Genomic DNA, 20,831 nt, shown 5'->3' with positions numbered 1-20,831 from the left:
CACGCCGGGTAAGACGTGCAATGCACGACTCGGGTTTCTCCTGCACTTCCACCCTGAATCAGGAATTGGGCAAGCAATGGGTGTAAATCCCTTACTTCCGCAGGTCGTCGCCGCTTCGGGCACCCCCGTGCGGATCCGCCCCGGGCTCCCAGTAGGGTGTGGTTACCATATGAGCGCTGCCTAGCTCGAAAGATAGATGTTGTGACTGTCAACGACGACTCGTTCACCAACTGGAAGAACCGCGAGGAGATCGCGGAGTCGATGATCCCGCTCATCGGGAAGCTGCACCGCGAGCGGGACGTGACCGTCCTGCTGCACAGCCGCTCCCTGGTGAACAAGTCGGTGGTCAGCATCCTCAAGACGCACCGCTTCGCCCGGCAGATCGCCGGCGCGGAGCTGTCCGTCACCGAGACCATGCCCTTCCTCAAGGCCCTGACCACCCTGGATCTCGGGCCCTCCCAGATCGATCTCGGCATGCTCGCCACGATGTACAAGGCCGACGAACGCGGCCTGAGCGTCGAGGAGTTCACCGCCGAGGCGGTCGCCGGGGCCACCGGCGCCAACAAGATCGACCGGCGCGAGCCGCGCGATGTCGTGCTCTACGGCTTCGGCCGCATCGGCCGGCTCGTCGCCCGCCTGCTGATCGAGAAGGCCGGCTCCGGCAACGGGCTGCGCCTGCGGGCCATCGTGGTGCGCGGCGGCGGCGCCCAGGACATCGTCAAGCGCGCCTCGCTGCTGCGCCGCGACTCCATCCACGGCCAGTTCCAGGGCACCATCACGGTGGACGAGGACAGCAGCACGATCGTCGCCAACGGCAACGCCATCAAGGTGATCTACGCCGACGACCCGTCGTCCGTGGACTACACGCAGTACGGCATCCGCGACGCCATCCTCATCGACAACACGGGCAAGTGGCGCGACCGCGAGGGCCTGTCCGAGCACCTGCGCCCCGGCATCGACAAGGTCGTGCTGACCGCGCCCGGCAAGGGCGACGTCCCCAACATCGTGCACGGCGTCAACCACGACACGATCAAGCCGGACGAGCAGATCCTTTCCTGCGCCTCGTGCACCACCAACGCCATCGTCCCGCCACTGAAGGCCATGGACGACGAGTACGGCGTGCTGCGCGGGCACGTGGAGACGGTCCACTCGTTCACCAACGACCAGAACCTGCTGGACAATTACCACAAGGCCGAGCGCCGGGGCCGCTCCGCGCCGCTCAACATGGTGATCACCGAGACCGGTGCCGCCTCCGCCGTGGCGAAGGCGCTGCCCGACCTCAAGGCGAAGATCTCCGGCAGCTCCATCCGCGTCCCGGTGCCGGACGTCTCCATCGCGATCCTCAACCTCCAGCTGGCCCGCGAGACCACCCGCGAGGAGGTCCACGACTACCTGCGCGAGGTCTCGCTGACCTCGCCGCTCAAGCGCCAGATCGACTTCACCACGGCGCCGGACGCGGTCTCCAGCGACTTCATCGGCTCGCGCCACGCCTCGATCGTGGACGCCGGCGCGCTGAAGGTCGACGGCGACAACGCGATCCTCTACCTCTGGTACGACAACGAGTTCGGCTACTCGTGCCAGGTGGTCCGGGTCGTGCAGCACGTCTCGGGCGTGGAGTACCCGACGTACCCGGCCACGGCGGTCTGACGCCTGGCCCCCGGCACCGAACGGCCGCCGACCGGAGCTCCGGTCGGCGGCCGTTCGCGTTCCCGCACTGCTTTGGAATTTGCCTAATGGCTTTAGGAAGCCCCATAATCTCTTTCGGATGCAGGGAGGAAACCGATGGTGCGTGCGGGACTCACCACCGAGCGGCTGGTCCGCGCGGGCGCGGAGCTGGCCGACGAGGTGGGCTTCGACCAGGTGACGGTGTCAGCGCTGGCCCGCCGGTTCGACGTCAAGACCGCGAGCCTGTACTCGCACCTGAAGAGCTCCCAGGACCTGAAGACCCGGATCGCGCTGCTCGCCCTGGCGGAGCTGGCCGACCGCGCCGCCGAGGCGCTCGCCGGACGGGCCGGCAAGGACGCGCTCGTCGCCTTCGCGGACGTCTACCGCGACTACGCCCTCGCCCACCCCGGCCGCTACACGGCGGCCCGGTACCCGCTGGACCCCGAGACGGCCGCCGCGAGCGCGGGAGTCCGGCACGCCCAGCTGACCCGGGCCATCCTGCGCGGCTACGACCTGGCCGAACCCGACCAGACCCACGCGGTACGGCTGCTGGGCAGCGTGTTCCACGGCTACGTCAGCCTGGAGGCGGCCGGCGGCTTCAGCCACAGCGCACCCCCCTTGTTATGACAGCCGTCATAGCGCACTCTGGTGCCGGACGGCACGACACGCGGTGGGAGGCGGCAGTGGTGGACGCGACGGCGCGGGCCCTGTGGCAGCGCTATGAACCGGTGCACGATCTCGTGTACTTCGCGCCGCAGGCCCGCCGCGCGGCGGACGCGCTCGGGCTGCGCGGGTTCTGGATGGGCTACTTCGCGCTGCGCGCGGCCCCGCTCGGCGAGGTCTCCCCCGCCGTCGTCACCAGCGGTTTCTACGTCTTCCACCCCGCCCGGGTGGCCCGGGCGCTGCCGGACGCGTGGGCGTACGCGGCGCCCGCCAAGGTGCTGGCGGCCCGCGAGGACGCCATGGACGCGGCGATGACCGAGCTGTTCGGACCGGACGTCACCGGTTCCGCCGGCTTCGCGGAGGCCGCCGACCTCGCCTGGCGGGCCGCGTCGGCCGCGGACACCTCGGGCCGGGTGCTGGCCGCCGCCAACCAGGCGCTGGAGCGCCCGGCGCGGCCCACGGCCCGGCTGTGGCAGGCGGTGACGACCCTGCGCGAGCACCGGGGCGACGGGCACATCGCGGCGCTGGTGAGCCAGGGGCTCGGGCCTGTCGAGGCGATGCTGCTCAAGGCGGCCGCCGGCGAGTCGGACGGGGCCTTCCTGCGGGAGACGCGCAGGTGGGAGCAGACCGACTGGGCGGCGGGCGGGGCCCGGCTGCGGGCCCGGGGGCTGCTCGCGGCGGACGGCTCGCTCACCGCGGCCGGGGCGGCGGCGCGCGCGGAGGTCGAGGCACTGACCGACGCGGCGGCCGAGGGCCCGTGGGCCGCGCTCGGCCCGGACCGCACCGCGCGCCTGGCCGCCCTGCTGGACCCGCTGGCCGACGCGGTCGAGGACTCGGGTCTGCTGCCGCCCGGCAACCCGGTGGGCGTGACCCCGCGCCGGCGGCCGGCCGGCGGCTGAGGGTACGGCGGGCGCCTCGTGTGACCACTCGGCGCACTCGCGCCGCCGGCGCGCGCCCGACCGGGTGGGCGACCGCTGCCGATCGGCCGAAAAGAGTCGTATCAACGGTCGAAGTACCCTCTCCTGGCCGGGTGTTGTGAGCCGTACTCTGAAGCCGTGGTCACGCGAGACGAGGATCCTGGACAGGCCGCGGCCCGGCTCACCGGGCGCGCGGTCAGCGGCACGTATGCGGTGTCCGCCTCGCCCGCCGAGGTGCGGCTGGACGACGGCACACCGGTGATGGTCAAGCGCGCCGACGCCCCCGGGGCGGTGCGCGCCGAGGCGGCGGGGCTGCGCTGGCTGGCCGCGGCGGGCACCGTACGGCTGCCGGCGGTGCTCGGCTGCGACGAGCGCTGGCTGGTGACCGAGCGGGTGGCGACGGGACGACCCGACGCGAAGGCGGCGTTCCGTTTCGGTCAGGCGCTGGCCGCCCTGCACGCGGCGGGCGCGCCCCGCTTCGGGGCGGCACCGCCCGGTGGCCCCGAGGAGGCGTACATCGGGCTCGCCCCCATGCGCAACGTTCCCGGCGCCGAGTGGAGCGGCTGGTACGCCGAACGGCGGGTGCTGCCGTACGTGCGGGGCGCCGTCGAGCGGGGCACGCTGCGGCCGGGCGAGGCGTCGGTGTTCGAGCGGCTCTGCGCCCGGCTGCCGGAGCTGGCGGGGCCCGCGGAGCCGCCCGCCCGGCTGCACGGCGACCTGTGGAGCGGCAATGTGCTGTGGGGCGCGGACGGCGAGGTGCGGCTCATCGACCCGGCCGCGCACGGCGGCCACCGGGAGACCGACCTGGCGATGCTTCAGCTCTTCGGCTGCCCCCATCTGGACCGGATCCTGGCGGGGTACGAGGAGGCGGCACCGCTCGCCGACGGCTGGCGCACCCGGGTCGGGGTACATCAGCTGTTCCCGCTCCTGGTACACGCGGTCCTGTTCGGACGCGGATACGCGGAGCAAGCACTGGCGGTGGCGCGCGGGGCGCTCACGGCGTGAGCACCGGCGCGCGGCGGACCGGTGGAACGCCTCCCTCCGCGCCACCGTCACGCAGCGTAAGGAAACCATTCACCCGTTCGAATCGTATAAGGACGTGAAAGCCGAACCAGGGAGAGACCATGCAACCGTTCACGCTCAACTACGCGCGCCCGGCTGTGCAGTTGGATGTCACCGTTCCGTACGCGTACGACTCCGGACTGCAGTTGAACGTCCTCCCGGACGGGCGGATCGCCGCGACCGATCACGCGACCTTGCGCGCGCTGGGAACCACGACCTCGACCGCCGGTTCCAAGACGCACTTCGACGACTGAGCCGCGGACCCGCAGACGATGACCGTGCTCATCCTGACCAGTGAAGAGGACGTGACGGCGGACATGGTGGTCCTCCGGCTGGGCGAGGCCGGCGTGCCCGTCGTCCGGCTCGATCCCGCCGATCTGACGAACGGGGTGGCGCTGTCGGGCGAGTACGCGCGGGGCGCCTGCCGCGGACGACTGTCCGTCGGCGGGCGCCTGGTGGACATGGACGGCCTGCGTTCCGTCTGGCTGCGCAGGCCCGGGACCGCGGCCGCCCGTGCCGCCCAGCCGTCCGCCTGGCTGACCGAGGAGTCCGCGCAGGCGCTGTACGGCATGCTCCGCTGCACCGGCGCCCGCTGGATGAACCATCCGGACGCCGCCCGCCGCGCCCGGTACAAGCCCTGGCAGCTGCGCCTCGCGCAACGCGCCGGGCTGCCGGTGCCGGACACACTGATCACCACGTTCCCGCAGGCGGCGCGGGAGTTCGCGGGGCGCCATCCGGACCTGGTGGTCAAGCCGGTCTCCGGGGCGCATCCGCAGGAGCCGCCCCGGGCGGTGCCGACCAGCCGGGTCGCACCGGACACGGACTTCACGGCGGTGGCCTACGGGCCGACGCTGCTGCAACGGCGCGTGCCCAAACGGGCCGACATCCGGCTGACCGCGGTCGGCGGCACCCTGCTGGCGGCGCGCAAGCCGGTCGCGCCGGACGCCCATCCGGACGACGTGGACGTCCGGTTCGCCCCGTCAAACGCCCCCTGGGCTCCGGCACCGGTGCCCCCACCGGTCGCCGAGGGGGTGCTGCGGTATCTGCGGGGGGCCGAACTCGCCTATGGTGCCTTCGACTTCGCGGAGGACGCCGAGGGTGTCTGGTGGTTCCTGGAGTGCAATCAGTCCGGCCAGTTCGGCTTCGTGGAGATGGACACCGGGCAGCCGATCGCCGCCACCATCGCCGACTGGCTCGCGGGCAGCGGGAGTCCGCAGGCCGGACTCCTCGACGACGAAGAGTTCTCGGGCTTTTGAGCACGCGGGCCACGGTCCGCCGAAAGGAACGTCTCATGCGCATCGGACTGCTGGGAACGGGCCCGTGGGCCCGGGCGGCGTACGCCCCCGCCCTCGCCGGGCACCCCGGCCTGGAGTTCGCCGGGGTGTGGGGCCGCAGGCCGGAGGCGGCGGGCGCGCTCGCGCGGCGGTACGACGTCACGGCGTACGACGAGGTGGACACGCTGCTGGCCGATGTGGACGCGGTCGCCGTCGCCCTGCCGCCGTCCGTGCAGGCCCCGCTGGCGGTGCGCGCGGCGCGGGCCGGGCGGCATCTGCTGCTGGACAAGCCGCTGGCGCTCACGGTCGCCGACGCGCGGGCGGTCGCGGAGGCCGCGGAGCGTGCCGCAGTGGCGTCGGTGGTGTTCTTCACCGCGCGGTTCCAGAAGGAGCCGGAGGCGTGGATCGAGGAACAGGCCGCGGTGGCGGGCTGGTTCACGGCGCGGGCCCAGTGGCTGGGCGCGGTGTTCACCACCGACAGCCCGTTCGCGGCCTCGCCGTGGCGCCGGGAGAAGGGCGCGCTGTGGGACGTGGGTCCGCACGCGCTCTCGGTGCTGCTGCCGGTCCTCGGCGACGTCACCCGGGTGGTGGCCGCCGGACAGGGTCAGGGCGACAGCGTGCATGTGGTCCTCGACCATGCCGCCGGGGCCTCCAGCGCCCTCACCCTGAGCCTGACGGCCCCGCCCGCGGCGGCCGGGGCCGAGGTGGAACTGCGCGGCGAGGCCGGGGTCACCGCCCTGCCGCCCGGCACGGAGGACGCGACCGCCGCCCTCACCCGGGCCGCCGACGCGCTCCTGAGCGCCGCCGCCACGGGCCGCCCCCACCCGTGCGACGCGGCCTTCGGCCTCCGGGTCACCGAGATCCTGACGACCGCGGAGGCCCGCCTGACGGCCGCCGGGAACTAGTTTCCGGGACGCCGCTGCGAACGCGGTCGGGTCGTCCGGGGTGCGGGGGCGGGGCCCTCCCGGGTGTGGGTGGCGGCCGCGAAGATCCAGCGGTTGGCGGCCAGGGCGTCGTGGGGTTCCGGCAGCGGGCCGCGGCCGTGGCGGCGGGTGAACTCGTAGGGGGTGCGGACGGTCACCGTCCAGCCCCGGCCCGCGAGTTCGCCCGCCGAGTCGGGGCGCGGCTCGCCGTCGAAGAGGGCGAGCAGGTCTATGCCGACGCGCCGGCGCGCATCGGCGTAGACGGGGCTGGACCGCACCTCGGGTGACTCCGCGATCTCCTTGATCTCGTAGGCCAGGGTGCTGCCCGCCGCGCTGAGCCGGTCGACCGTGGCGACGAGACGCCGCTCGGCCGCCGCGGGCAGGTAGAGCAGCAGTCCCTCGGCGAGCCAGGCGGTGGGCGCGCCGGGGTCGAAGCCGGCGTCTTGCAGCGCCCCGGCCCAGTCGTGCCGCAGGTCGGCCGCGAGCGGGCGGCGCTCGGTCACGGGGGTCGCCCGGACACGGTCGAGCACCGACTGTTTGAACGCCAGCACCTCGGGGGTGTCCACCTCGTACACCGCGCACCCGGGCGGCCAGTCGAGCCGGTACGCCCTGGAGTCCAGGCCCGCGCCGAGCAGCACCACCTGACGGGCGCCCAGGTGCGCCGAGCGGAGCAGATGGTCGTCCAGGACGCGGGTGCGCAGGGCGAAGTACCGGCCGAGCCGGCCCCACAGCGGGTCGGCCTCCCCGTCGGGCACCTGTCCCGGGCGGACCGGCCAGCCGGCCGAGGCCGGGGCCGCGCGCACGAAGTGCTCGGCGAACGGGTCCCGGGCCAGGGCGTCGGGGCGGTGGGTCTCGATGGCGCGGGCCGCGGCCACCAGCAGGGCGGTGCGCCCCACCCCCCGGGCCACCCCGTCGGTCAGCCCGGTGGCAGCGGGCACGGCTCCTCCTCGCTGCGGTACGCGGGCGCGGTCCAGGCCGCGGGATCGTCCGCCGTGGTGGTCCGGGCGCCGTACACCACGCGCATGAACCGCAGGGCGGCGTCGTACGGCAGATGCAGGGCGGTGGTGCAGTCCGTCAGGACGGTGACGTGGAGGCCCTGCTGGAACGCGGTGCGGGCGGTGGTGTCCACGCACACGTCGGCGTAGAGGCCGGCGAGGACCAGATGACCGGTGCCCCGCGCGGTGAGGTGGGCCCCGAAGCCGTCGGCGCGGAAGGCGTCGAAGCGGGCGCGTTTGGTGAAGACGCGCTCGCCCGGGGCCGGGCGGACCGCGTGGAACTCGGCGCCCCAGGTGCCCTCCAGGCACTTCGGCCGTTTGCCGAGGGTGCGGTCGCGCAGCCGCCAGGCGGGGCCCTGGTGCCCGGGATCGCCGGTGAAGCGTACGAAGATCACCTCCACGTTCCGGGCGCGGGCCTCGGCCACCGCGCGGACGGTGCCGGCGACGGCCGCCTCCAGGGCGGTGGGGTCGCCGGGGAAACGGGCCAGGGCCGCCGGGCTCGCGCAGAAGTCGTTCTGCACATCGACGACGACCAGGGCCGTCCCCTTGCCCGCCGCGCCGGTCATGACCCGCCGACCAGGGCGGCGTCCGCCGGAGTACCGCCGGTCCCGGACGCGCCGAGGGTGGCGAGCAGGGCGTCGGTCACGGCACTGGTGGAGTGCCGTCCGCCGAGGTCGGGGGTGCGTATGCCCCGTCCGGCGAGGGTCCGCAGGGCCTTCTCCACGGCCGCCACCGCGCCGGCGCGTCCGGCGTGCCGCTCCGCGACGAGCGCCGCCGCGCGGAACGTCGCCACCGGGTTGACGAGGTCCCGCCCGGCGAGGTCGTCGGCCGAGCCGTGCACCGTCTGGTACTCGGTCAGGCCCGACAGCGCGGGGTCGAGGAAGACGTTCTCGGTGCAGCGGTTTTCCTGCCGGTCGGAGCCGAACCGTTCCAGCAGCATGACGTGCATGATGTCGGCCCATTCGTTCCCGGCGATCAGCAGGGTGCGGTCGGGCAGGCCGTGGGTGATCAGGTCGCGGTTGACGGTGTCCGGCTGGAACAGCCCGATCTCGACGCCGAGCCGGTCCGCGAGGGCGCTCACCCAGGCGTCGAGCGCGCCGTCCAGCAGATGGAACTTGTAGGCCATCACGATGCGGCCGATCCGCCCGTCCGGCCACTCCCGCCGGGCCCGGCTCAGCGCGTAGGAGACGACGGCCTCGGTGAGTTCCCGGCTGAAGGTCGTGGTGCGGGTGACCTCGCCGGGCGTGTGCCGGTTCTCGCCGGTGTAGAAGCCCTGGGCCTGGTCCCGCACCAGCAGCAGGGAGCGCCGGCGGGTGCCGAGCAGGTCCACCTTGACGGCGCGCAGCCGTCCGCGGACGAGGTACAGGGACTGGGCGTTGATCGCGGTGCGGAACACCGCGGTGGTGCCCTGCTCGGCGCTGGTACGGCAGAACCGCTCGTAGTGGTCGGCGTCCTCGGCGGTCAGCGCGCGGATGCGGGCGATGTCCCGTTCGCCGCGCAGCGAGACGTAGGAGTGGTAGAGGCGCGGGGAGCGCTCGATCGTCACGCCGTGCGGGTGGCCTGCGGTCAGCGCGCCGAGCACCCGCTCGAAGACGTCCGCCAGTTCGGGCCCGGTGCCCCGGCCCACGGCCAGGCCGACGACGGGGGCGCTGTGGGCGCGGGTCACCGGGTGCCGTCCGTGACGAGGTGGTCGCCGGGGATGCCGGACTTCTCGGGACGGTAGTAGTCGCGGATGCCGTCGGCCCAGGTGACCACGGGGATGCGGTCGCCGTGGACCGGTTCGAAGGCGTCGAACAGGGCCTCGATGTTGGGGCGGCGGAAGCCGATGGCCGTCATCAGGGCGACGAAGTGGGGGCGTTCGACGTAGCCGTCGCCGTCCGGGTCGCCCAGGGCGGCGAGCGCCTCGGCGAACTCGTCGACGGTGACGTCGAACCGCTGCGGGTCGAGCACGATGGCGTTGAACTCCTCGGGGCTGACCTGCCCGTCGCCGTCGGCGTCCAGTTCCGTGCGCAGGGTGTCCCAGTAGCCCTGGAAGGCCTGGAGCATCCTGTTCTTCGCGCTGTCGCCGGCCTCGGGCACGGCCTCGACCACCCGCCTGCCCATCAGCTCGAAGTCCCCCGGGTCCAGTACGCCGTTGCCGTTGGCGTCGAACAGGGAGAAGACGAGTTCGACACGGTTGTTCGCCTCGCTGGTGGCCATGGTTGTTCCCCTCCGGTCACGCGGTTCACCGAAACACCGCCGGACCCGGGCCCGGCGGCGGCTCCACTATCGGCTCGCCACCGGCACCCGGGCGGGGAAAGACCGCCACCTGACCCCGAAGGAAGGAATTCCCCGCCGGGCGGCATGAAGCCCCAACTCCCTGGACAGTACGCTGGGTTCGGGCTGTCGGCCCGAGCTGCTCCCGTCTCCTCGAACGGCTCGCCCCTCTCCCGCTCCGGCGTCGGTCACCGGGCGGTCAGCGGGTCACCCGGCACCGCCGACGCGCTCGGCCCAGAAGTTCACCCGCTCCCGCACCACCGGGTAGCCGGCCGTCGCGAAGTGGGCCGCCATCGGGAAGTTGCCCTGGTCGGTGGCGGCGGCGATGAACTCGGCGCCGTGCGCGGCGAGGAAGTGGGTGCATTCGGCGAGGAGGTCGTAGGCGTACCCGTGGCCGCGCTGCCCGGGGACGACGCCGATGAAGCCGACGCAGGGGCCCGCGGGGTTGCGGCCGGGGATGTGGACGCCGACCGGCTCGCCCGTGCGGGTGCGGGCGATCTGCCACCAGGAGCGGGGCGAGGGCATCCAGTGGAAGAAGTCCATCTCCTCCTGGGCGGCCTGCTCCACCCCGCCCGCGGCGATGGCCCGGCGGGCGTGGGCGTCGAGGGTGACGGAGTGGATGCGGCGCAGGAGGTCGTGGAAGACGGCGTCGTCCGGCTCGGCGGTGAAGACCAGGCGGCCGGGGCGTTCGGGCAGGCCGCACTGCGGGGTCCAGCGGTAGAGGAAGCGCTCGACGAGGGGCTCGTACCCGGCCGAGCGCGCGGCGGCGGCGCGGGTGCCGGCGGCGGCCCGCAGCCGGGGGTCGTCGCGCCAGCCGGGCGGCAGGTCGAGTTCGAGTTCCTCGGGGTGCCACGGGGCGGTCCGCAGCAGCTCGGCCCCGGCCGCCTCCTCGCCCTCGGCGACGTCGAACCAGTTGATCAGCAGCGGCTCGGCGTCCTCCGGCCGGGCCCACCAGGCGGCTCGGGCCACGGTGCGGCCGTCGCGCACGGCGATGCGCTGCCACTCGGGGCGGAAGCCGATCAGCCGGTGCCGCTCGGCGAAGTGCAGCGGGTCGGGCATGGTGTCGAACAGGTGTGCACTACTCGCGTCGAGCGTGCGGATGACCAGATCGGTCATGAAACGGATTCCTCCGGGATGCGGGGGCGCTCCCGGTCAGGCCTGGCACACCCGGGCGACGGGGAGGGGGGAGCGCATGATGACAGTGGCCATGACACGCGCCTCCTTCCGTCGGTCTCGGGCGTGCGGCCTCACGCTATGCGGGCCACGACCGCGGTGTCCACAGGATTTTCCGTGCCACCCGTCGTCGGGCCCGCCTCGCGCAGGCGGCGTAGCGTGGGCTTGTGCGATCGGTGCGCGGGTGGTCGTCGCGCGGGAGCCAGGAGGATCGCGGCTGGTTGCGGGGCGCGCCACCGCCGTGGTGGGTACGGCTGCTGCCGGTGCTGCTGCTGGCCGCGGTGACCGCCGCCGCGACCGTCACGCCCCACGCGAGCGACCTCGGTTTCCTGCTCGGCGCGATCCCGCCGCTGGCCGTCCTGTCGTACGGCCCCGCCGGCACCGCCCTGCTCGGCGCCCTGGTGGTCGTGGCGCTGAACGTGCCGGGCACCCATCTGAACCGGCCCGGCAACACCGACCTGCTCACCATCACGTTCGTCGCCCTGCTCAGCGTGCTCGTGGCGTTCGTGAGCAGCCGCCGCGACGCCCAGCTGCGGGTGGAGCGCGCCATCGGGGAGGCGGTGCAGCAGGCCGTGATGCCGCCACTGCCCCAGCGGGTCGGGCGCATCCGCTGCACGGGCTTCTACCGGGCCGCCGAGAACGGCACGCTGGTCGGCGGGGACTTCTTCGACGTGCGCGAAGGGCCGTACGGCGTACGGGCGGTGATGGGCGATGTCCGCGGGCACGGGCTCGCGGCGGTCGCGACCGTGGTGGCGCTGCTGGGGGCGTTCCGGGAGGCGGTCCTGGACGAGCAGGACCTGGAGCAGGTGGCGGCCCGGCTGGACCGCCGTCTCGACGTGGACGCGGCGGGAGTGCCGAACGGGGAGATGTTCGCGACCGCCCTGCTCGTGGAGTTCGAGGGCGACGCGCGCACGATGCGGGTGGTGGCCTGCGGTCATCCGGCGCCGGTGCTGCTGCGCGAGGGCGACGCCCGGGAGATCACCGTCATGCCGGGCACCCCGCTGGGGCTGGGCCTGGTCGGGGTCGATCCGCCGAAGGAGGTCACGGTGCCGCTGGAGCCGGACGACCGGCTGCTGCTGGCCTCCGACGGCGTCTGGGAGGCGCGGTCCCGCTCCGGGACCTTCTACCCGCTGCCGGACCGGCTCGCCGCCCTCGCGGACACCGGGCACGGCGGGTTGCCCGACGCGGTGTGGGCCGACCTCGCGCGGCTGCGCTACGAGGTCCGCGACGACGCGACCATGCTGGTGCTGGCCCCCGAACCCGGCGGCCAAGCCGCCTGAGACGTCGGCCCGCGCCCCGCGGGAAGCGGTGGCCGCCCGCGCGGAGTTCCGACGTCCCACCTCAAACGCCAGGGCGCGCCACCCCTTCCGCCATGTAGAAATATCTAAGAGCATGCATATGCCGGGTTGCTGTGCTTGGGCACGGAGTGCCCGGCCACGGCCGTTTCCTGCGCCCATGGCAGGCGAGCGAGAACACGCGGAGCAGTGCATGACGAACACGATGTGGACGCGGGGCGTGGAATGGCTGGCGGCAGCCGCGGCCGATCCACGGGCGTGCAAGTGGGAGTGGGACCACGGCGAGGGGATCGCGCTGCTGGAGGCGGGGCGGTTCTGGGACGTGCTCAGCGTCCCCGAGCGGCTCGGGCTGCTCACCCTCGACCTGCTGTGGCAGCCCGCGCTGCCGGTGCCGGGCCCGACCCTGGTGGACCTCACGGCGGGCCGGGTCGGCTTCTTCCTGCCGCCGGACCCCTCGGGGGGCTGGGTGGGGGCCGGGCTGCGCCACGCGACCAAGGGCTCCTGGGTCGCCGTACCGCCCCCGTACCGGCCCGCCCGCTCCCTGGAGTGGCTGGTGCCGCCGGACGGCACCGGCACCCTGCACTCCCCGGGCACCCTCGAGGACGCGTTGCGCCAGGCCAACGGCACGCTGGCGGTCCTGGCGGCACAGGGAGGCGGGCGCTAGCGGGGCGGGCGACCGCGGGACTCAGAAACGCCCGGACGGCTCGGTCCCGGACCCGGTGCGCAGGGCGAGTCCGGCGAGATCGGCCAGGCCCGCGAGGGAGGTCCACGGCACCTCGGGGCCGGTGGGCACGGTCCTGCCCTGCGCCCGCCACTCGGCGACGAGCCGGGCGTAGATCGGCTCCCGGGTACGCGGCACGCGGGCTGCTTCGACGCGGTCCATCCGATCCCCCCGTGGCATCCGGTCCATCGGGTCCACCCGATCCATTCGATCCGTCCGGCCGATCCGGTCCCAGTGGTTCCTGCCGGGGCAACGCCCGTCGCCCGCCGCCGGTACGCCCGGCGCGGCGGGCTCACCGGGTCGGGTGAGGACATCGCTCGAACGGGGTCTTCCGCCTGTCCGACAAACAGCCCGTCTCCGACGGGGGCCGAACGGCATGAGGGGCGGGGCCCCGACCGGCCCCCCGTTCCGGTCGTGCCCCGCGGGAACTGAACTTACGTGCGACGCACGGTCCGGACCAGCGCACCGGTGCCCGGCACGCGGCGTCCGGGACTCACCTGTGCACAGCCGCGTCCGCTTGGTCCGCATTCGCCGGTCCCCAGGCGGGCACGGGGAGTTCACCGGTGACGAGGTGGGCGAGGACGACCTCGTACAGATCGGTGCCCCCGGTCAGCAGCCGGCGCTCCAGGACCGGTTCGGCGGCCCGCACGTGTTCCCGCACGGTCTGGGCGTGCACACCCCGCGCGTCGGCGGCCGGCCCGGCGTTGGCGTCGGCCGCCAGCCAGGCGCGCAGGGTGCCGCGCAGGTCCCGGCCGTCCTGGTCGAGACGTCCGAGCAGGCCCTCGGCCCACGAGCGCAGCGCGGCGGAGCCGAGCAGGTCCGCGAACCGGACCGGCGGGACGGGGGCCGTGCCGTCGGGGTCGTACGGCCCCTGCGCCGCCTCGGTGTTCAGCGCGACGTGCGCCACCGCGCGGACGGTGAGGGCGGAGAAGTCGGCGCCGATCAGCGCGGCGACCCGGTCCATCCGGGCGCGCACCGTGTTGCGGCTCACGCCGAGCACCTTGGCCGCGCTCACCGCGGTGAACTCCAGGCCGAGCCGGGTGGTGGCGAGCAGTTCGGCGCGGATGTGATGGGCCAGGGTGTCGAGCGGGCGCAGCACGGCGGCCGACCAGGCGCGCAGCGCGACGGGGTCCATCAGGCGGGCGGGGCGCGTGCGTTCGGCGTACACGGCGGCCCGTTCCGGGCGGAAGCGGGCCACGGCGAGGGCGCTGACCGCCTGTCCGTAGGCGGTGGCGGTCAGGGCGAGGCGCTGGCGGGGGCTGCCGCCGAGGTAGGTGCCGGGCCGGGCGGCGACCAGGGAGCGCAGCCGCTCCCCCACCTCGGTGGCCGGGCCGAGCACGATGACGTGTCCGTCCATCGCGGGGCAGCGCACGACGAGCGCCCCGCCGCCGGTGGCCACGCCGCACTCGTCGGCGATCCGGGCGCGTTCGGCGGCGGAGCCCTCGATGACGTAGACGCGCGCGGTGTCCTTCTCCAGCAGCCCCGGCCACAGGCCCGCGGCGACGCGGCGGGCGGAGACGGTGTCCTCCACCATCAGCAGTTGCAGGATGGCGAGGCGCAGATCGGCGGTGGCCCGCCGCAGCCGGTGGTCGGCATGGGCCAGCTCGCGCTCGCGCAGCAGCAGTTCGAGGACGCCCGCGGTGTGCCCGAGGATATCCGTGGTGTGCCGGTCGAAGGGGTCCCGGCGGGCCACGGCCAGCACGGCGGAGGCGGCCGGGTCCGGTCCGGGGTGCCGTATCCCGACCAGGCGGGCATGGCGAGTGCCGTCGTCCAGCGCCGCGGCGGAGACCCGGCCCGCGGCCACGTCGGCGACGACGGAGGCGTCGAGGGACAGCCGCTCCCCCGCCTCGGCGAGCAGGGTGCCGCGCGCGTCCCGCAGGCACACCGAGGAACCGGTGCCGCGGGCGAGCCAGGCCACCAGCCGGTTCACGTCGCGTCCGGCGGGGCGCAGTTGGTCGAGCAGTTCCCGCGCCCAGCCGTCGCTCCCGTACGGCTGCGGCTCCTCTTCCGCTCGGCGCGCCACGTGCCCCTCTCCCTGTCGTCCCGGTCGGTCTCGGTCTGCGCAGCGGGACGTTACCGGAGAGTTCATCCCCCCGTCCCCTCCGGACATGGCTCCGCCGGCGGTCCGGAGGGCGGACCGCCGGCGAAGGTGCCGCGCCCGGACGGGGGACTCCGGGCGACTCGCCCTTCGGGTGCCCGGGAATCCGGTCTGTACACCCCAGGTTTCGCGGTCTTCCCCGCGGACGCCGGGCGGGCCACGCCCCCGGCTGCCCGTCGTGCCGGCTCCCACCGCATAAGCTCGACGAATGGCGAAGTACTTCGACGTGCACCCGGAGAACCCGCAGGCCCGCAGCATCGCGCAGATCGCCGACGCGGTGCGGTCGGAGGCGCTCATCGCGTATCCGACCGACTCCTGCTACGCGCTGGGCTGCCGGCTGGGCAGCCGCGACGGGATGGACCGGATCAGGGCGATCCGACATCTGGACGACCGGCACCACTTCACCCTGATGTGCCGGGACTTCGCGCAGCTCGGTCAGTTCGTGCGGGTGGACAACGACGTGTTCCGGGCCGTGAAGGCGTCCACGCCCGGCAGCTACACCTTCATCCTGCCGGCCACCCGCGAGGTGCCGCGCAAGCTGATGCACCCGAAGAAGAAGACCGTCGGCGTGCGCATCCCGGACCACGTGGTCACCCAGGCGCTGCTGGCCGAGCTGGGCGAGCCGCTGCTGTCCAGCACGCTGCTGCTGCCGGACGAGGAGGAGCCGCTGACGCAGGGCTGGGAGATCAAGGACCGCCTCGACCACGTGGTGGACGCGGTGGTCGACTCCGGGGACTGCGGCACCGAGCCGACGACGGTGGTCGACTTCTCCGGCGGGGAGGCGGAGATCGTCCGGCGGGGCGCCGGGGACACCTCGCGGTTCGAGTGAGCGCGGCGGCGGTACGGCGGACCGGCCGCGAGCCCGTGGATCTTGCGTGGCAGCATGAGACGTGCCCGGCGTGCCCCGCGCAGCCGCGTGCCCGCGGGACGCCGGGGCACCCGCCGTCCGCCACCGACTCCCCAGGAGGCCCGTCAGCATGACCGACGTACAGGGAACATCCGTCGACATCACCACCGAGGACGGCACCGCCGACGCCTACCTCGCCCGTCCCGCGGACGGCGAGCCGCATCCGGGCGTGCTGTTCTACCAGGACGCCTACGGTCTGCGCCCGCAGCTGCGGTCGATGGCCGACCGGCTCGCGGCCGCCGGCTACACGGTCCTGGTGCCGAACGTCTTCTACCGGCACGGCCGTACCCCGCTCGGCGAGCTGCCGGAGTTCATCGACCCGTCGGCCGACCCGACCATCTGGCAGCGGATCGGCCCGGTGATGGGCTCCCTGACCCCCGAGCAGAGCCGGCGCGACGCCGACGCGTTCCTGGGCTTCCTGGCGGACAGCCCGTTCGTCGCCGCGGGTCCGGTGGCGCTGACCGGCTACTGCATGGGCGCCCGGCTCGCCCTGCGCACGGCCGCCACCCATCCGGACCGGGTGGCGGCGGCGGCCGGCTTCCACGGCGGCAGGCTGGTCACCGACGCCCCGGACAGCCCGCACCGCGGCGCCGGGAACGTCACCGCCGAGCTGTACTTCGGCTTCGCGGACCAGGACGCCTCCATGCCGGAGGAGCAGATCCGCGAGCTGGGCGAGGCGCTGGACGCGGCCGGTGTGCGCTACACGTCCGAGGTGTACCGGGGCGCCCAGCACGGCTACACCCAGGCGGACACCCCCGCCTACGACCGGCAGGCCGACGAGCGGCACTGGGCGGCGCTGCTGGCCCTGCTCGACCGCACCTTCTGAGCCGTCCGCACCGCGCGGCAGCGGCCCGTGGCGCCCGCCGCGCAGGCGGGCGCCGGGCGGCGCGGGCGAAGTGCCTTTTGCGGCCCGCTCATTGACATGCACGCAACTTCAGCCCCACGCTGAGAGCGCTCTCACACAGGTACGGACCAAGAAACGGAGTCCGTACGACCCCGCCCCCCACACGGAGGTGAAGAGTGCCGTACATCCCGACTCGCCCCGCGGCAGCGCTGGTTGCCACGGCGGCACTCCTCGGCGGAGCGCTCGCGTTCGGTTCCCCCGACCGTGCCGCGGCCGCCGTACCGGACACCATCGCGCTGACCGTCACCAACAACTCGGGCCGCACCGAGCCCGTTTACCTCTACGATCTCGGCACCCAGCTGTCCTCGGGACGGCAGGGCTGGGCCGACGCGGGCGGCGCGTTCCACGCCTGGCCCGCGGGCGGCAATCCGCCCGTTCCCGCGCCGGACGCGGCGATTCCCGGCCCGGCCGCCGGCCAGTCCCTCACGATCCGCGTTCCGAAGTTCTCCGGGCGGATCTACTTCTCCTACGGCCGCAAGCTGGATTTCCGGCTCGCCACCGGCGGGTTGGTGCAGCCGGCCGTGCAGAACCCGTCCGACCCCAACCGCGACACCCTCTTCAACTGGTCCGAGTACACGCTCAACGACTCCGGGCTGTGGCTCAACAGCACCCAGGTGGACATGTTCTCGGCGCCGTACTCCGTCGGCGTGCGGCGTTCCGACGGCACCGTGAGCACCACCGGCCGGCTGAAACAGGGCGGCTGGTCGGGCTTCTTCAGTGCCCTGCGCGCCCAGCCGGGCGGCTGGTCGGGGCTGGTGCAGACGCGGTCGGACGGCACGGTGCTGCGGGCGCTCGCGCCGCTGTACGGCGTGGAGACCGGGGCGCTGCCCGCCAACGTGATGGACGACTACGTCAACCGGGTCTGGCAGAAGTACACGACGTCGACGCTGACCGTCACCCCCTTCGCCGACCAGCCCGGCAAGAAGTTCTACGGCCGGGTCTCGGGCGGTGTCATGAACTTCACCGACTCCTCGGGCGCGGTCGTCACCACCTTCCAGAAGCCCGACGCGGACAGCGTGTTCGGCTGCCACAAGCTGCTGGACGCGCCCAACGACGCCGTCCGCGGGCCCATCTCCCGCACGCTGTGCGCCGGTTTCAACCGCTCCACCCTGCTGACCCGTGCGGACCAGCCGGACACCACGCCCGGTGACTTCTACCAGGACGCGGTGACCAACCAGTACGCGCGGGCGGTCCACGGGCAGATGGCCGACGGCAAGGCCTACGCGTTCGCCTTCGACGACGTCGGCAACCAGGAGTCCCTGGTGAACGACGGCGCCCCGCAGCAGGCGTACCTCACCCTGGATCCGATGAACTGAGCACGAGAAGGGTCCCGTTCCCCGGCCGGCTGCCGGGGAACGGGACCCTCGGGTCTTCAGGTGGTGCGGATCAGCCGGTGGTCAGGGACGTGTCGTCCACGACGAAGCTGGTCTGCAGCGAGACGTCCTCGACGCCGTTGAACTTCAGGGTGACCGTCTGGCCCGCCAGCGAGGACAGGTCGAAGGTCTTCAGGGCGTAACCGGAGGCCGCGTTGACGTTGGAGTACGTCGCCAGGGTCGTCGAGCCGGCGGTGACCGTCAGCTTGTCGTAGGCGGTGCTGCCGCTCTCCGCGGTGTCGATGTGCAGGTAGAAGGAGAGGGTCGCCTTGCAGCCCGCGGGGATGGTCACCGACTGGGACACGGTGTCGGTGTGCGAGGTGCCGTACCCGTCCATCCAGGCCTTGTAGGAGCCGCCGTGCGCCGGCTCACCGGTGTCGGTGGTGATCACGCCGCTGCTCGCGGTCCAGCCGGTGTTGCCCGACTCGAAGCCCGGGTTGGCCAGCAGCTGGGTCGAGGTGCAGCCGCCACCGCCGCCGCCGGTGCCGACGGTCCAGGTGAAGGTCGCGGTGCCGGTCGCGCCGGTGGAGTCCTTCACCGTGACGGTGGTGCTGTAGGTCCCGGCCGTGGTGGGCGTGCCGGAGATGACGCCGGTGGAGGCGTTGATGGACAGGCCGGTGGGCAGGCCGGAGGCGCTGTAGGTGAGGGCGCCGCTGTTGGTGCTGGACGCCTGGACCTGGAGGCTGACCGCGGTGCCCACGGTGGAGGACTGGCTGCCCGGGTTGGTGACCGTCACGCCGTTGCTGGGCGGGGTGATGTGGCTGCCCACGTTGATGCCCGCGAAGGCGTTGCCGACGCCCGCGTACTGCGCGGAGTTGGCGCCGTACAGCGCGGAGGCGGCGTTGAGGGCGGCGGTGCGGGCACCGGCGTAGTTGGTGCTGGACGTCATGTAGGACGTCAGCGCCTTGTACCAGATCTGCAGGGCCGCGTCGCGGCCGATGCCGGTGACGGCGACACCGTCGGAGGTCGGGCTGTTGTACGTGACACCGTTGATCGTCTTGGTGCCGCTGCCCTCGGACAGCAGGTAGAACATGTGGTTCGCCGGACCCGAGGAGTAGTGCACGTCGAGGTTGCCGACGCCCGAGTACCAGCTGTCCGCCGAGCCGCCGTCCTTGCTCGGCTTGTCCATGTAGCGCAGCGGGGTGCCGTTGCCGTTGATGTCGATCTTCTCGCCGATGAGGTAGTCACCGGGGTCGGACGAGTTGTTCGCGTAGAACTCCACGCCCGTGCCGAAGATGTCCGAGGTGGCCTCGTTCAGGCCGCCGGACTCGCCGCTGTAGTTGAGGCCCGCGGTGTTGGAGGTGACACCGTGGCTCATCTCGTGGCCGGCCACGTCCAGCGCGGTCAGCGGGTCGTTGTTCCCGCTGCCGTCGCCGTACGTCATGCAGAAGCAGCTGTCGTCCCAGAACGCGTTCACGTAGGCGTTGCCGTAGTGGACGCGGGAGTAGGCGCCGACGCCGTCGTTCTTGATGCCGCTGCGCCCGAAGGTGTTCTTGTAGAAGTCCCACGTCTCCTGCGCGCCGTAGGCGGCGTCCGCGCCCGCGGTGGCGGCGTTGGAGTTGGTGCCGTCGCCCCAGGTGTCGCTGGTCTGCGAGAACAGGGTGCCGGTGCCGGAGGAGCCGTGGTTCAGGTTGTACGTCTTGTGCCCGCCGCGCGTGCCGTCGGTCAGGGTGTACGACGAGCCCGACTGGGTCGTGGTCAGCGAGACCTGGCCGCTGTAGCGGGTGTTGCCGACGCCGGTCTCGATGCCCTGGTACCGGTACAGCTCCTTGCCGGTGGTGGCGTCGGTGATGACGTGCAGCTTGCTGGGCGTGCCGTCGTCCTGGAAGCCGCCGATCACGGTCTCCCAGGCGAGCTTCGGGGTGCCGCTGCCGGCCCAGATCACCTTGCGGGCGCTGTCGGCGGCGGGCTTGGCGGCGTCGAGGGCCTTGGCGGTCTTCAGCGCCTTGCTCTCGGCGGCCGACTTGGCGACGGTCGCGGTGGTGGAGGACACCGCCATCTTGTGCTTGTTGTTCCAGGTCGTGGTCACGGTCCCGGCGGCCAGCGAGGCGGGCGGGGTGTGCACGACGAGGTCGCCGCCCAGGACGGGCAGGCCGTCGTAGGTGCGCTCGTAGCGGGTGTGCAGCGTGCCGTCGGCGTCCTTGACGACGTCCCGGACGACCAGCTTCTCCTTGGCGCCGAGGCCGAGGGTGCGCGCGGTGTCGGCCGTCTTGTCCTGGGCGCTCTGGATCAGGGCCTTGTGCTGGGCCGGGCTGAGCTTGGCCTCCAGGGCACCGGTGCGCAGCGGGCTGAGGTGGTGCGCGGCGGGCGTCGCGGTCGCCGGGACGGCCTGCATGCCGATCGCGAGGAAGGCCGCGGTGGAGAGCAGGGCGGCTCCGACCGTGGCCCGCTTGCGGGAGGGACGTCCTTGGGACGGACGCCCGTGAGAAACGGATCTGTGGGGTCTCACTCTTACTCCTCCTGCAAAGGCCGCCGGGTCGCGGCCGGTGAGGGACCGGGCAGCCGGGTCTGCTGTCCGGAGGGGTGCGCTGTGCGGGGACCGTGGTGCGTGATCCGACCGTGGGGGATCAGCGTGCGCTGGGAGAATGACAGCCTTGACCCGTCC

At 73.4% G+C, this 20,831-nt stretch carries 20 protein-coding genes; 12 read left to right on the top strand and 8 right to left on the bottom strand.

The features are described from left to right. The first annotated feature begins 201 nt into the window (after nt 1–201). The 7 genes from FRZ03_RS29780 to FRZ03_RS29750 all read left to right on the top strand — a co-directional run bounded on the left by FRZ03_RS29780 (nt 202) and on the right by FRZ03_RS29750 (nt 6,486). Nucleotides 202–1,647 (top strand): glyceraldehyde-3-phosphate dehydrogenase, encoded by a 1,446-nt coding sequence (locus tag FRZ03_RS29780; protein ID WP_146468187.1) that lies wholly within the window; start codon nt 202–204, stop codon nt 1,645–1,647. Between the two features lie 135 nt (nt 1,648–1,782). Then, nucleotides 1,783–2,292, top strand: coding sequence for a TetR/AcrR family transcriptional regulator (locus tag FRZ03_RS29775; RefSeq protein WP_146468186.1), 510 nt, complete (start codon nt 1,783–1,785; stop codon nt 2,290–2,292). Between the two features lie 56 nt (nt 2,293–2,348). Beyond that, nucleotides 2,349–3,227, top strand: coding sequence for an SCO6745 family protein (locus FRZ03_RS29770; protein WP_146468217.1), 879 nt, complete (start codon nt 2,349–2,351; stop codon nt 3,225–3,227). Between the two features lie 156 nt (nt 3,228–3,383). After that, entirely contained in the window at nt 3,384–4,250 is an 867-nt protein-coding gene (locus tag FRZ03_RS29765) for a fructosamine kinase family protein (RefSeq protein ID WP_146468185.1), read from the top strand. Between the two features lie 119 nt (nt 4,251–4,369). Beyond that, a complete protein-coding gene (gene tgmA, locus FRZ03_RS29760; RefSeq protein WP_146468184.1) occupies nt 4,370–4,561 on the top strand; it encodes a putative ATP-grasp-modified RiPP in 192 nt (63 codons plus the stop codon). Nucleotides 4,562–4,579: 18 nt separating this feature from the next. Continuing rightward, complete coding sequence (tgmB, locus tag FRZ03_RS29755; RefSeq protein ID WP_146468183.1) at nt 4,580–5,563, top strand: ATP-grasp ribosomal peptide maturase; 984 nt, start codon at nt 4,580–4,582, stop codon at nt 5,561–5,563. Between the two features lie 35 nt (nt 5,564–5,598). Continuing rightward, nucleotides 5,599–6,486 carry a Gfo/Idh/MocA family protein gene (locus tag FRZ03_RS29750; RefSeq protein WP_146468182.1) on the top strand — a complete coding sequence of 296 codons (888 nt, stop codon included), beginning with the start codon at nt 5,599–5,601 and terminating at the stop codon, nt 6,484–6,486. Here the strand turns inward: FRZ03_RS29750 and FRZ03_RS29745 are convergent. The 5 genes from FRZ03_RS29745 to FRZ03_RS29725 all read right to left on the bottom strand — a co-directional run bounded on the left by FRZ03_RS29745 (nt 6,483) and on the right by FRZ03_RS29725 (nt 10,871). After that, a complete protein-coding gene (locus FRZ03_RS29745; RefSeq protein WP_261399401.1) occupies nt 6,483–7,442 on the bottom strand; it encodes a class I SAM-dependent methyltransferase in 960 nt (319 codons plus the stop codon). The genes FRZ03_RS29750 and FRZ03_RS29745 overlap by 4 nt on opposite strands. Then, the gene (locus FRZ03_RS29740) at nt 7,421–8,065 is read right to left on the bottom strand and encodes a cysteine hydrolase family protein (RefSeq protein WP_146468181.1); all 645 of its coding nucleotides are present in this window, start codon (nt 8,063–8,065) and stop codon (nt 7,421–7,423) included. The genes FRZ03_RS29745 and FRZ03_RS29740 overlap by 22 nt, the downstream gene beginning before the upstream one ends. Continuing rightward, nucleotides 8,062–9,165: an isocitrate/isopropylmalate family dehydrogenase gene (locus FRZ03_RS29735; RefSeq protein ID WP_261399400.1), complete on the bottom strand. Its 1,104-nt coding sequence runs from the start codon at nt 9,163–9,165 to the stop codon at nt 8,062–8,064. The genes FRZ03_RS29740 and FRZ03_RS29735 overlap by 4 nt, the downstream gene beginning before the upstream one ends. Then, a complete protein-coding gene (locus tag FRZ03_RS40650; protein WP_146468179.1) occupies nt 9,162–9,698 on the bottom strand; it encodes an EF-hand domain-containing protein in 537 nt (178 codons plus the stop codon). Before FRZ03_RS40650 ends, FRZ03_RS29735 begins: the two co-directional genes overlap by 4 nt. A 264-nt stretch (nt 9,699–9,962) precedes the next feature. Continuing rightward, the gene (locus FRZ03_RS29725; RefSeq protein ID WP_146468178.1) at nt 9,963–10,871 is read right to left on the bottom strand and encodes a GNAT family N-acetyltransferase; all 909 of its coding nucleotides are present in this window, start codon (nt 10,869–10,871) and stop codon (nt 9,963–9,965) included. 224 nt (nt 10,872–11,095) lie between these two features. On the opposite strand from FRZ03_RS29725, the gene FRZ03_RS29720 reads away from it, so the two are divergent. Then, nucleotides 11,096–12,208, top strand: coding sequence for a PP2C family protein-serine/threonine phosphatase (locus FRZ03_RS29720; RefSeq protein ID WP_146468177.1), 1,113 nt, complete (start codon nt 11,096–11,098; stop codon nt 12,206–12,208). 208 nt (nt 12,209–12,416) lie between these two features. Then, entirely contained in the window at nt 12,417–12,887 is a 471-nt protein-coding gene (locus tag FRZ03_RS29715) for a hypothetical protein (protein WP_146468176.1), read from the top strand. 21 nt (nt 12,888–12,908) lie between these two features. Here the strand turns inward: FRZ03_RS29715 and FRZ03_RS29710 are convergent, their stop codons facing one another. Next, the gene (locus tag FRZ03_RS29710) at nt 12,909–13,082 is read right to left on the bottom strand and encodes a hypothetical protein (protein ID WP_186785689.1); all 174 of its coding nucleotides are present in this window, start codon (nt 13,080–13,082) and stop codon (nt 12,909–12,911) included. A 355-nt stretch (nt 13,083–13,437) separates the two neighbouring features. After that, the gene (locus FRZ03_RS29705; protein ID WP_261399398.1) at nt 13,438–14,967 is read right to left on the bottom strand and encodes a helix-turn-helix domain-containing protein; all 1,530 of its coding nucleotides are present in this window, start codon (nt 14,965–14,967) and stop codon (nt 13,438–13,440) included. Nucleotides 14,968–15,250: 283 nt separating this feature from the next. On the opposite strand from FRZ03_RS29705, the gene FRZ03_RS29700 reads away from it, so the two are divergent. The 3 genes from FRZ03_RS29700 to FRZ03_RS29690 all read left to right on the top strand — a co-directional run bounded on the left by FRZ03_RS29700 (nt 15,251) and on the right by FRZ03_RS29690 (nt 18,169). Beyond that, complete coding sequence (locus tag FRZ03_RS29700) at nt 15,251–15,871, top strand: L-threonylcarbamoyladenylate synthase (RefSeq protein WP_186785688.1); 621 nt, start codon at nt 15,251–15,253, stop codon at nt 15,869–15,871. 148 nt (nt 15,872–16,019) lie between these two features. After that, complete coding sequence (locus FRZ03_RS29695; RefSeq protein ID WP_146468173.1) at nt 16,020–16,775, top strand: dienelactone hydrolase family protein; 756 nt, start codon at nt 16,020–16,022, stop codon at nt 16,773–16,775. 194 nt (nt 16,776–16,969) lie between these two features. Further along, the gene (locus FRZ03_RS29690) at nt 16,970–18,169 is read left to right on the top strand and encodes a glycoside hydrolase family 64 protein (RefSeq protein WP_146468172.1); all 1,200 of its coding nucleotides are present in this window, start codon (nt 16,970–16,972) and stop codon (nt 18,167–18,169) included. 70 nt (nt 18,170–18,239) lie between these two features. Here the strand turns inward: FRZ03_RS29690 and FRZ03_RS29685 are convergent, their stop codons facing one another. After that, nucleotides 18,240–20,675 carry a M4 family metallopeptidase gene (locus FRZ03_RS29685; protein ID WP_464862631.1) on the bottom strand — a complete coding sequence of 812 codons (2,436 nt, stop codon included), beginning with the start codon at nt 20,673–20,675 and terminating at the stop codon, nt 18,240–18,242. Nucleotides 20,676–20,831 lie beyond the last annotated feature (156 nt).

This window comes from Streptomyces misionensis (genome assembly GCF_007896895.1).
GTDB classification, from domain to species: Bacteria; Actinomycetota; Actinomycetes; order Streptomycetales; family Streptomycetaceae; genus Streptomyces; species Streptomyces misionensis_A.
The sequence above is the reverse complement of the archived record's forward strand: the minus strand, read 5'-3'. Positions and strand labels throughout refer to the sequence as shown.